Annotated in this window: 20 protein-coding genes; all 20 read right to left on the bottom strand. The window is 39.4% G+C overall.

The features are described 5' to 3' along the window. The 20 genes from rplO to rpsJ are packed head-to-tail and all read right to left on the bottom strand — an operon-like array spanning position 1 to position 9,080. Positions 1-444 (bottom strand): 50S ribosomal protein L15, encoded by a 444-nt coding sequence (gene rplO / locus OTK00_RS04395; protein ID WP_045169221.1) that lies wholly within the window; start codon positions 442-444, stop codon positions 1-3. A gap of 18 nt (positions 445-462) precedes the next feature. Next, positions 463-969 carry a 30S ribosomal protein S5 gene (gene rpsE / locus OTK00_RS04390; protein WP_045169220.1) on the bottom strand — a complete coding sequence of 169 codons (507 nt, stop codon included), beginning with the start codon at positions 967-969 and terminating at the stop codon, positions 463-465. Positions 970-989: 20 nt separating this feature from the next. After that, on the bottom strand, positions 990-1,358 hold the full coding sequence (rplR, locus tag OTK00_RS04385; protein WP_045169219.1) for a 50S ribosomal protein L18: 369 nt from the start codon (positions 1,356-1,358) through the stop codon (positions 990-992). Positions 1,359-1,374: 16 nt separating this feature from the next. Then, positions 1,375-1,923 (bottom strand): 50S ribosomal protein L6, encoded by a 549-nt coding sequence (rplF, locus tag OTK00_RS04380; protein ID WP_045169218.1) that lies wholly within the window; start codon positions 1,921-1,923, stop codon positions 1,375-1,377. Positions 1,924-1,953: 30 nt separating this feature from the next. Then, positions 1,954-2,352 (bottom strand): 30S ribosomal protein S8, encoded by a 399-nt coding sequence (gene rpsH, locus OTK00_RS04375; protein WP_045165002.1) that lies wholly within the window; start codon positions 2,350-2,352, stop codon positions 1,954-1,956. Between the two features lie 26 nt (positions 2,353-2,378). Beyond that, entirely contained in the window at positions 2,379-2,564 is a 186-nt protein-coding gene (locus OTK00_RS04370) for a type Z 30S ribosomal protein S14 (RefSeq protein WP_045169217.1), read from the bottom strand. 30 nt (positions 2,565-2,594) lie between these two features. Beyond that, positions 2,595-3,137, bottom strand: a complete 543-nt coding sequence (gene rplE / locus OTK00_RS04365) for a 50S ribosomal protein L5 (protein WP_045169216.1) — start codon at positions 3,135-3,137, stop codon at positions 2,595-2,597. A 28-nt stretch (positions 3,138-3,165) separates the two neighbouring features. Then, on the bottom strand, positions 3,166-3,498 hold the full coding sequence (rplX, locus tag OTK00_RS04360) for a 50S ribosomal protein L24 (protein WP_045169215.1): 333 nt from the start codon (positions 3,496-3,498) through the stop codon (positions 3,166-3,168). 25 nt (positions 3,499-3,523) lie between these two features. Then, positions 3,524-3,892: a 50S ribosomal protein L14 gene (gene rplN / locus OTK00_RS04355; RefSeq protein ID WP_045169214.1), complete on the bottom strand. Its 369-nt coding sequence runs from the start codon at positions 3,890-3,892 to the stop codon at positions 3,524-3,526. Positions 3,893-3,933: 41 nt separating this feature from the next. After that, entirely contained in the window at positions 3,934-4,194 is a 261-nt protein-coding gene (gene rpsQ / locus OTK00_RS04350) for a 30S ribosomal protein S17 (RefSeq protein WP_052670871.1), read from the bottom strand. A gap of 26 nt (positions 4,195-4,220) precedes the next feature. Continuing rightward, complete coding sequence (gene rpmC, locus OTK00_RS04345; RefSeq protein WP_045169213.1) at positions 4,221-4,439, bottom strand: 50S ribosomal protein L29; 219 nt, start codon at positions 4,437-4,439, stop codon at positions 4,221-4,223. Then, the gene (gene rplP / locus OTK00_RS04340) at positions 4,426-4,869 is read right to left on the bottom strand and encodes a 50S ribosomal protein L16 (protein WP_045169212.1); all 444 of its coding nucleotides are present in this window, start codon (positions 4,867-4,869) and stop codon (positions 4,426-4,428) included. The genes rpmC and rplP overlap by 14 nt, the downstream gene beginning before the upstream one ends. Beyond that, a complete protein-coding gene (gene rpsC / locus OTK00_RS04335) occupies positions 4,869-5,537 on the bottom strand; it encodes a 30S ribosomal protein S3 (RefSeq protein ID WP_045169211.1) in 669 nt (222 codons plus the stop codon). The genes rplP and rpsC overlap by 1 nt, the downstream gene beginning before the upstream one ends. Before the next feature lie 22 nt (positions 5,538-5,559). After that, complete coding sequence (rplV, locus tag OTK00_RS04330; protein WP_045169210.1) at positions 5,560-5,928, bottom strand: 50S ribosomal protein L22; 369 nt, start codon at positions 5,926-5,928, stop codon at positions 5,560-5,562. Positions 5,929-5,976: 48 nt separating this feature from the next. After that, positions 5,977-6,261 (bottom strand): 30S ribosomal protein S19, encoded by a 285-nt coding sequence (rpsS, locus tag OTK00_RS04325; protein ID WP_011917787.1) that lies wholly within the window; start codon positions 6,259-6,261, stop codon positions 5,977-5,979. Between the two features lie 46 nt (positions 6,262-6,307). Continuing rightward, positions 6,308-7,138, bottom strand: a complete 831-nt coding sequence (gene rplB / locus OTK00_RS04320; protein ID WP_045169209.1) for a 50S ribosomal protein L2 — start codon at positions 7,136-7,138, stop codon at positions 6,308-6,310. 35 nt (positions 7,139-7,173) lie between these two features. Continuing rightward, positions 7,174-7,464 (bottom strand): 50S ribosomal protein L23, encoded by a 291-nt coding sequence (gene rplW / locus OTK00_RS04315; protein ID WP_045169208.1) that lies wholly within the window; start codon positions 7,462-7,464, stop codon positions 7,174-7,176. Position 7,465: 1 nt separating this feature from the next. Further along, positions 7,466-8,092 carry a 50S ribosomal protein L4 gene (rplD, locus tag OTK00_RS04310; protein WP_045169207.1) on the bottom strand — a complete coding sequence of 209 codons (627 nt, stop codon included), beginning with the start codon at positions 8,090-8,092 and terminating at the stop codon, positions 7,466-7,468. A gap of 30 nt (positions 8,093-8,122) precedes the next feature. After that, complete coding sequence (rplC, locus tag OTK00_RS04305) at positions 8,123-8,755, bottom strand: 50S ribosomal protein L3 (protein WP_045169206.1); 633 nt, start codon at positions 8,753-8,755, stop codon at positions 8,123-8,125. 4 nt (positions 8,756-8,759) lie between these two features. Then, the gene (gene rpsJ, locus OTK00_RS04300; protein ID WP_013290149.1) at positions 8,760-9,080 is read right to left on the bottom strand and encodes a 30S ribosomal protein S10; all 321 of its coding nucleotides are present in this window, start codon (positions 9,078-9,080) and stop codon (positions 8,760-8,762) included. Between the last annotated feature and the right edge of the window lie 101 nt (positions 9,081-9,181).

Genomic DNA, 9,181 nt, shown 5'->3' with positions numbered 1-9,181 from the left:
TTAAATCACCTCTACCTTTCCTCCGGCTGTTTCTATCTTCTTTCTCGCACCCTCGGATACTTTCTGCACCCTCACAATCAGTCTCTTTGTCAGCTTTCCTCTGCCAAGCACCTTTACACCGTCTTTTTCTATCTTGCTAATAACCCCTTCTCTGAGTAAAAGTTCCGGAGTGATTACTGTATCATTATCAAATCTTTCGAGTTTCTCTACATTGACTTCAGTATAAACTTTCTTATTTATATTCTTAAAGCCTCTCTTGGGAATTCTTCTGGTAAGCGGCATCTGACCGCCTTCAAACCCGGGTCTTACACCACCACCAGAACGAGCCCACTGCCCTTTATGACCTCTTGTGGATGTCTTACCATGACCAGAACTTTCGCCTCTTCCAACTCTCTTTGGCTTTTTCTTAGCACCTGGAGCAGGTCTTAGCTCATAAAGTTTCATTCAGGTTTGCCCTCCTTTTTATTTGAGTATCTCTTCTAAGGTCTTGCCTCTGAGTCTTGCAACCTCTTCGGGTCTTTTGAGCTGCTTTAAAGCCTCTATTGTAGCATGCACAACATTTGCAGGATTATTTGACCCAAGGCTCTTTGTTCTTATATCCTTTATGCCCGCAAGCTCACAAACAGCTCTCACAGCACCACCTGCAATAACACCAGTACCCTCCGGAGCAGGCTTAATCAGTACCTTTGAAGCACCAAAATCACCAATTGCCTCATGAGGTATGGTTGTACCAACAATTGGCACTTCGATAAGATGCTTTTTTGCATCTTCAATAGCCTTTCTTATAGCATCAGGTATTTCAGCAGCTTTTCCATGCCCTGCGCCAACATGCCCGTTCTCGTCACCAACCACAACAATAGCAGAAAATTTGAGTCTTTTTCCACCCTTTACAACCTTTGCAACCCTGTTTATATTAACAACTCTCTCTTTCAAGTTCAAGCCTGTTGGATCAATTCTTTTTTGCGCCAAGCTCTACCCCTCCTTTTAAATTAAAACTCAAGACCGGCTTCTCTTGCAGCCTCAGCCAAGGCTTTTACCCTGCCATGATATGGATATCCACCTCTGTCAAACACAACCCTGGTTATTCCCTTTTCTTTTGCCCTTTCAGCAATAACTTTTCCTACATACTGCGCAGCTTCAACAGATTTTGTAGAGGAAAGCCTTGATTTAATCTCAGGTTCAAGAGATGATGCTGCAACCAGGGTATGACCTTTTTCGTCATCAATTATCTGGGCATATATATATTTTAAACTTTTATACACACAAAGACGAGGTCTTTCAGCTGTACCAAACACTTTCTTTCTAATTCTCTTGTGACGTATTAATCTTTTTTCATTACGATTCACCTTTTTATACAAGCCCAATCACTCCCCTCTATTTCTTACCGCCTTTACCGGCTTTTCCTTCTTTGAGTCTCAATACCTCATTTGCATATTTGATACCTTTACCGAGGTATGGATCAGGTTCACGAACTTTTCTGATGACTGCCGCAAAGTTACCAACCTGCTGTTTATCAATTCCTTTTATAATTATCCTGTTTTGATCAGGCACTTCAATAGTAAGCCCTGCTGGCTCTTCAAATTCCACAGGATGAGAATATCCCACGTTTAAAATAAGTTTTTTGCCCTGTTTTTGTGCCCTGTATCCTATCCCGACAATTTCCAATTCCTTTGCAAAACCATTTGTAACACCTTCAACCATATTGGCAATAAGCGTTCTTGTAAGACCATGAAGTGCTCTGTGAAATCTTTCATCAGAAGGTCTCTGAACCAAAATCTGATTGTTTTCTATTTTAACTATCATCTCAGGATGAATTTCTCTTGTCAAACTACCCTTTGGACCTTTTACTGTAATGACATTGCCATCTATTTTAACCTCTACACCATTTGGTATATCAATAGTTTTTTTCCCTATTCTTGACATCATTTCACCTCCAACAAAAATAAAGTCTTATTACCAGACGTAGCAGAGTACCTCTCCGCCAACTCCTTCTTTTCTTGCTTTTTTATCTGTCATTATACCTTTGGATGTTGAGATAATAGCTATACCAAGTCCACCCAGAACCCTTGGAAGCTCATCTTTACCTGCATATACTCTACGTCCTGGTTTCGAGATTCTTTTAAGACCGGTAATTGCTCTTTCTTTGTTAGGACCATATTTTAATTTTATTCTTATAATCCCATTCTTGCCATCATCAATTATTTCATATTCTTTTATAAAACCTTCCTCCAGTAAGATTTGTGCAATAGCCTTCTTCATTTTTGAAGCCGGAATATCTACATATTCATGGCGAGCATTATTTGCATTTCTGATGCGTGTGAGCATATCTGCAATAGGATCTATTACGTACATCTTATTACCTCCTTCCGAATTAAAAATTACCAGCTCGCTTTCTTAACACCCGGTATCTCTCCGTTATGCGCAAGCTTTCTAAAACAGAGTCTGCAAACCCCAAACTTTCTCAAGTACGCTCTCGGTCTTCCACAGATTTTGCACCTATTGTAATATCTTGTTGAAAACTTCTGTGGTCTTTGCTGCTTTACAATCAAAGCTTTCCTTGCCATGAATTCCCCTCCCTATTTTCTAATTCAAATTTAGCTTACAAATGGCATGCCCAATAATCTCAAAAGTTCTTTTGCCTCTTCGTCAGTCTTTGCAGAGGTAACAATTGTAACTTCAAGTCCTCTAATCTTATCCACTTTGTCATAATCAATTTCTGGAAATACAACTTGTTCTTTAAACCCAATTGTATAATTTCCTCTTCCGTCAAAAGATTTATCTGAAACACCCCTGAAATCTCTTACCCTTGGAAGAGCAAGATTTATCATCTTATCTAAAAACTCATACATTCTATCTCCTCTTAAAGTCACCATACAGCCTATTGGCATTCCTTTTCTCAGTTTGAAGTTTGAAATAGACTTCTTGGCTCTTGTAACAACTGGTTTTTGTCCTGTAATCGCCATCAAATCGTTAACAGCTGCTTCCAGCGCCTTGGGATTATCCTTGGCTTCACCAAGTCCAATATTTACTACAATCTTGCCGAGTCTTGGCACTTGCATAATGTTCTTGTATCCAAACTTCTGCATCATTGCGGGAATAACTTCTTTGTAGTACTTCTCTTTAAGTCTCGGTGCCATAAAATTTTACCTCCCCTCACTTTGACAATTAATCTATAATCTCGCCACATTTCTTGCAGGTTCTTACTTTCTTCTCTTCATCTCCCTCTTGGATAAACCTGTGCCCTATTCGTGTTGGTTTGTTACACTTCGGGCAGACAAGCATTACTTTGCATGCCCAGATTGGTGCTTCCTGAGTAATTATACCGCCCTGTGGCATTTTGGGATTCGGCCTTACATGTTTCTTTACTATATTAACACCTTCAACAACCACTTTCTTGTCCTTTGGCAAAACTGTTAATACTTTGCCCTGTTTGCCCTTGTATTTACCCGAAATAACTACAACTGTGTCTCCTTTTTTTACATGAACCTTATTTGGCATATCTTTCCCTCCTTCAATCAAAAGCTTACAGAACTTCTGGTGCAAGCGAAACAATCTTCATAAAGTCTTTATCTCTGAGTTCCCTTGCAACAGGTCCAAATATACGTGTTCCTCTTGGAGTTTTATCCTCTCTTATCAAGACTGCTGCATTATCATCAAACCTGATGTATGTTCCATCTTCTCTTCTGATTCCTTTTCTTGTTCTGACAATTACAGCTTTCACAACATCACCTTTTTTAACAACGCCACCTGGTGTTGCATCTTTAACAGAACATACTATGATATCACCTATATTTGCAAATTTTCTATTTGAACCACCAAGTACTCTTATACACATTACCTCTTTTGCACCTGTGTTATCAGCAACTCTCAACCTTGATTGTGGTTGAATCATCTTTTATGTCCCTCCTTCTAAAACCTAAGGTTTGCTTAAATTTACTTTGCCTTTTCTAATATCTTTACAACTCTCCATCTCTTTTCTTTTGAAAGTGGTCTTGTTTCCATAATTAATACCTTGTCACCAACTCTGCATTCATTGTTCTCGTCATGAGCTTTAAATTTAGTAGTTCTCTTTATAGTCTTTTTATAAAGAGGGTGCTGAACTAAAGTTTCTACTGCAACTACAACAGTCTTATCCATCTTATCGCTCACAACAACACCAATCCTTGTCTTTCTCAAACCTCTTTTTTGTTCCACTTAAATTCCCTCCTTAAAGCCTGCTTTTATTTTGCATTTTTACTTGCTCTTTCTTGCTCAAGTTCTCTTTCTCTTAAGATTGTTTTTATTCTTGCAATTGTTCTTTTGACTTCTCTAATCCTCATTGGATTTTCAAGCTGGTTTGTTGCAAGCTGAAACCTCAAGTTAAAAAGTTCACTTTTCAACTTTTTTAACTCATTATGAAGTTCTGGAGTTGTCATTTCACGAAGCTTAGACGCTTTCATTTACCTCACCACCCGTTTCTACATCTTGTCTTGAAACTATCTTGCACTTTATTGGCAGTTTGTGAATAGCAAGCCTCAGTGCCTCTTTTGCAACCTCTTCATCAACACCGCCAACCTCAAACATAACTCTTCCCGGTTTTACCACTGCAACCCAGTACTCAGGTGAACCTTTACCAGAACCCATACGCGTCTCAGCAGGCTTTCTGGTCACAGGCTTGTCCGGGAATATCTTTATCCAAACCTTACCGCCTCTTTTTATATGCCTTGCAATAGCCACTCTGGCAGCTTCAATCTGGTTACTTGTAATCCAGCCCGGCTCCAAAGCCATAATACCATAATCGCCATATGCAACAAAGTTGCCTCTTGTTGCTTTCCCTTTCATTCTACCTCTTTGTTGTTTTCTCCACTTAACTCGCTTTGGCATAAGCATTATTTATCTCCCCCTTTTTCAGCACCTGCTCCTTTTTGTGGCAAAATGTCGCCTTTGTATATCCAGGTCTTCACACCAATTCTTCCATAAGTAGTGTGAGCTTCTGCAAATCCATAATCAATGTCTGCCCTTAATGTCTGAAGAGGAATTCTTCCCTCTTTATACCATTCAGTTCTTGCAATTTCAGCTCCGCCAAGACGTCCTGATACCATTGTCTTGATACCCTTCGCACCGCTTTTAAGCGCCCTTGCCATTGCCTGTTTCATAGCCTTTCTAAACGAAACTCGTTTTTCAAGCTGAGCAGCAATGTTCTCGGCTACAAGCTGTGCATCAAGCTCGGGTACTTTTATTTCTTTTATATCAAGCGAGATTGTCTTCCCACCTGTAATCTTTTCAAGTTCTTTCCTCAAAGCCTCAACGCCAGAGCCTGCTCTTCCTATTACAATACCTGGCTTTGCTGTGTGAATTACAACCTTTATTCTCTTTGCTGCTCTTTCTATTTCAATTTTTGAAATACCGGCATTATAAAGCTTTTCTTTAATATGGCGCCTGATTTTGTAGTCTTCAATTACATACTTATCAAAATCTTTATCTGTAGCAAACCATCTCGAATCCCAATCCTTTATAATCCCAATCCTGAAGCCCTTCGGATGAACCTTTTGACCCATTTATTTCCCTCCTTATTAAAAGTTACTCTCTTTCTTTGAGTACAACTGTAATATGGCTTGTTCTCTTTCTAATTAAGAATGCTCTTCCCTGCGCTCTTGGTCTTATTCTCTTGAGCATTGGTCCACCATTTGCATAAATCTCAGCTATATAGAGTTTTTCAACATTCATATTATGATTGTTTTCTGCATTGGCAATTGCTGACTTTAAAACCTTTTCTACAAATCTTGCGCCTCTTTTTGGTATAAATTTTAATATATTTAAAGCTTCTTGAACAGGTTTATTTCTGATAAGGTCAATTACTATTCTAACCTTTCTTGGCGATATCATCGCATAGCGCAAGGTAGCAGTTGCTTTTTTTTCGCTGTTGGTTGCATTTACTGCCTTTCCCACAAACTTCTCCTCCCTTCTAACAATTGCACACCATAACTTTTTTCATTTTTACTTCAATGCAGTCGACCTTTCTGTATGATGACCATGTCCTTTAAATGTTCTTGTGGGAGCAAACTCACCAAGCTTATGCCCCACCATCTCCTCTGTTATATAAACAGGTACATGCTTTCTACCGTCATAAACAGCAATTGTATGCCCAACCATTTGAGGTAAAATTGTTGATCTTCGAGACCATGTCTTGATAACTTTCTTTTCATTGTTTTGATTTAACTTCTCAATCTTTTTTAATAGTTTTGGGTCACAATAAGGACCTTTCTTTAAAGATCTACCCACGTTTTATCCCTCCTTAAGACTCAAAATAGTGCTTACTTTCAAAAGATTACTTTCTTCTCTTGACAATAAACTTATCTGACGGTTTGTTCTTCTTTCTTGTCTTGTAACCAAGTGTAGGTTTACCCCATGGTGTTAGCGGTCCTGGATGCCCAATTGGTGCTTTACCCTCACCACCACCGTGTGGATGGTCAACAGGGTTCATCGCAGAACCTCTAACTGTTGGTCTGATACCCATCCATCTTTTACGTCCTGCTTTTCCTAATCTGACATTCTCATGGTCCAAGTTTCCAACCTGACCTATTGTAGCCCGGCACTCCTGGCTTACATATCTGAGCTCACCGGATGGAAGTCTTATCAGCGCATACTTGCCTTCCTTTGCCATAAGCTGTGCAACAGCTCCTGCACTCTTTGCAAGCTGCCCGCCTCTTCCTGGATGCAGCTCAATGTTGTGTATCATTGTTCCAACAGGGATATTCTTGAGCGGCAATGCGTTACCAACCTTGATATCAGCATCAGGTCCTGACATTACAGTATCCCCAACTTTTAAGCCTTCAGGCGCCAAGATATATCTTCTCTCACCATCCGCATAGCACAAAAGTGCAAGAAAAGCTGTTCTGTTTGGGTCATACTCAATTGCTTCTACCTTTGCCGGAATCCCATCTTTATCTCTTTTGAAATCAACAATTCTTATTTTTTTCTTATGTCCGCCGCCTCTATGTCGAACAGTGATTTTTCCCTGATTGTTTCTACCTGCCCATTTCTTTTTTGTGAATACCAATGATTTTTCAGGTTCAGTTTTTGTAATAATTTCTTTGTAATTCAAAACTGATGCGTTTCTGCGGCCCGGTGATGTAGGTTTGTAGACTATTATACCCACCTTTTTCCCCTCCTTATCTGCTTTCAAGCTTTAATTTATATCAAACTATCAAAGAATTCTATTGTTTTGCTATTCTCCTTCAGCTTTACAATGGCTTTCTTCCATGCCTTTGTTTTTCCTTCAAATCTCCCTACTCTCTTTCTCTTTGGCTTTACGTTCATTGTCCACACCTTTTCTACCTCAACACCAAAAAGCTGTTCAACAGCTTTTTTTATCTCAATTTTATTTGCTCTTCTGTCAACTTCAAATGTGTACTTTTTCTGTGGAATCATGCTTATGCTTTTTTCAGTCACAATCGGTCTTTTGATTATTTCTTCTGGCAACATATTATGCATACACCTCCTCTACTTTCTTCACAGCATCCTGGAGGATTATAAATTTATCATATTTCAGTATGTCAAATACATTCAAGTTTCCTACCTGAAGAGTCTTGACTTCTGGAATGTTCTTTGTCGATTTTTGCAAATACTCGTTCTTCTCTGGAATAACTATTAACGCTTTTTCATTCTCAAGCCCTAAATTTTTCAAAACTCTTATCACTTCTTTTGTTCTGTACTGATTCATGTCCCACCTGTCAAGAACAATGAGATTGTTCTCTTTTACCTTGGAAGACAGTGCACATTTCAAAGCAAGTCTTCTTACCTTCTTTGGCAGGTCTATTGAAAAATCTCTTGGTTTTTTAGCAAATACAACGCCACCTTTTCTCCATGTTGGAGCTCTGATAGAACCCTGCCTTGCTCTACCTGTACCTTTCTGCCTCCAGGGCTTTCGACCACCACCACGAACTTCTGCTCTTGTCTTTGCCGCAAATGTTCCCTGGCGTCTGTTTGCAAGGTGCGCAACAACAGCCTGGTGCAGAACATGGGTATTTACTGGCACATTAAATATTGAGTCGCTGAGCTCAATCTCACCAATCTGCTGACCTTCTATGTTATAAACCGGAACCTTTGGCATTTCTCTTCCTCCTTCCTGAAGCTTTAGCTCTTATTTGCTTTTCACTGAGTCTCTGATTATTAAAAGTGAATTTTTGTTACCTGGAACACTTCCTTTAACCAAAAGCAAGTTCCTCTCCGGGTCAACTTTTACAACCTGCAAGTTTAAAACTGTTACTCTTTCCCCGCCCATTCTACCAGGCATCTTTTTACCCGGGAATGTCCTTGCAGGGAATGTGTTAGAACCCATTGAACCTACCCTTCTGTGATACATAGAACCATGGCTCATAGGACCTCTTTGCTGACCGTGTCTTTTGATAACACCCTGAAAACCTTTTGCTTTTGAAATACCAGTTACATCTACTCTCTCACCAGGTGAAAAGATATCCACTCTTATTTCCTGTCCAACCTCATACTTATCTGCATCTTTGAGCCTCAATTCTCTCAAATATCTTTTTGGTTTTACTCCGTGTTTGGCAAAGTGCCCTTTTAGCGGCTTGTTTAACTTGTTTTCTTTTATATCTTCAAAACCTACTTGAATAGCAGAATAGCCGTCTTTCTCTACAGTCTTTTTCCGGACAACTACACACGGACCTGCTTCAATTACTGTAACAGGTATTACTTTCCCTGTCTCATCGAAAACCTGTGTCATGCCTATTTTTTTACCAAGTATACCTTTTGTCATACACTTACACCTCCTTTAGCTTAATCTCGATGTCAACACCTGCAGGGAGCTCTACACGCATAAGTGCATCAACTGTTTTTTGTGTGGGCTTGATAATATCAATAAGTCTTTTGTGAGTTTTAATCTCAAACTGTTCACGTGAATCCTTGTATTTGTGCGGTGCTCTGATGATTGTAATAACCTCTCTGTCTGTTGGCAGCGGTACTGGTCCTGATACCTCTGCGCCCGTGTTCTTAGCTGTTTCTACAATCTTTTTGGCTGATTGTTCTAATAGCTTGTAATCAAATGATTTTAGCTTAATTCTCATTCTCTGAGCTTTTGACATATATTCCCCTCCTCAAAAATAGTATTATTTTATTCTTCTTGCGACAGGGGAACTTTGCAACTTAGCCGTGTGTGTCGAAAACCTTTATATAAAAATACCCG

The organism is Caldicellulosiruptor morganii (assembly GCF_026810225.1).
Taxonomy (GTDB): domain Bacteria; phylum Bacillota; class Thermoanaerobacteria; order Caldicellulosiruptorales; family Caldicellulosiruptoraceae; genus Caldicellulosiruptor; species Caldicellulosiruptor morganii.
Note: the sequence above shows the minus strand (reverse complement) of the source record. Positions and strands in the feature narration are given on the sequence as shown.

What these genes read in the sequence shown, in the direction of transcription:
- rplO (WP_045169221.1), bottom strand. Translation starts at nt 444, where the DNA reads ATGAAACTTTATGAGCTAAGACCTGCTCCAGGTGCTAAGAAAAAGCCA.
- rplF (WP_045169218.1), bottom strand. Translation starts at nt 1,923, where the DNA reads ATGTCAAGAATAGGGAAAAAAACTATTGATATACCAAATGGTGTAGAG.
- rpsH (WP_045165002.1), bottom strand. Translation starts at nt 2,352, where the DNA reads ATGTACGTAATAGATCCTATTGCAGATATGCTCACACGCATCAGAAAT.
- OTK00_RS04370 (WP_045169217.1), bottom strand. Translation starts at nt 2,564, where the DNA reads ATGGCAAGGAAAGCTTTGATTGTAAAGCAGCAAAGACCACAGAAGTTT.
- rplE (WP_045169216.1), bottom strand. Translation starts at nt 3,137, where the DNA reads ATGGCACCGAGACTTAAAGAGAAGTACTACAAAGAAGTTATTCCCGCA.
- rplX (WP_045169215.1), bottom strand. Translation starts at nt 3,498, where the DNA reads ATGCCAAATAAGGTTCATGTAAAAAAAGGAGACACAGTTGTAGTTATT.
- rplN (WP_045169214.1), bottom strand. Translation starts at nt 3,892, where the DNA reads ATGATTCAACCACAATCAAGGTTGAGAGTTGCTGATAACACAGGTGCA.
- rpmC (WP_045169213.1), bottom strand. Translation starts at nt 4,439, where the DNA reads ATGAAAGCGTCTAAGCTTCGTGAAATGACAACTCCAGAACTTCATAAT.
- rplP (WP_045169212.1), bottom strand. Translation starts at nt 4,869, where the DNA reads ATGCTTATGCCAAAGCGAGTTAAGTGGAGAAAACAACAAAGAGGTAGA.
- rpsC (WP_045169211.1), bottom strand. Translation starts at nt 5,537, where the DNA reads ATGGGTCAAAAGGTTCATCCGAAGGGCTTCAGGATTGGGATTATAAAG.
- rplW (WP_045169208.1), bottom strand. Translation starts at nt 7,464, where the DNA reads ATGTTGCCAGAAGAAATAATCAAAAGACCGATTGTGACTGAAAAAAGC.
- rplD (WP_045169207.1), bottom strand. Translation starts at nt 8,092, where the DNA reads ATGCCAAAGGTTCCGGTTTATAACATAGAAGGTCAGCAGATTGGTGAG.
- rplC (WP_045169206.1), bottom strand. Translation starts at nt 8,755, where the DNA reads ATGACAAAAGGTATACTTGGTAAAAAAATAGGCATGACACAGGTTTTC.
- rpsJ (WP_013290149.1), bottom strand. Translation starts at nt 9,080, where the DNA reads ATGTCAAAAGCTCAGAGAATGAGAATTAAGCTAAAATCATTTGATTAC.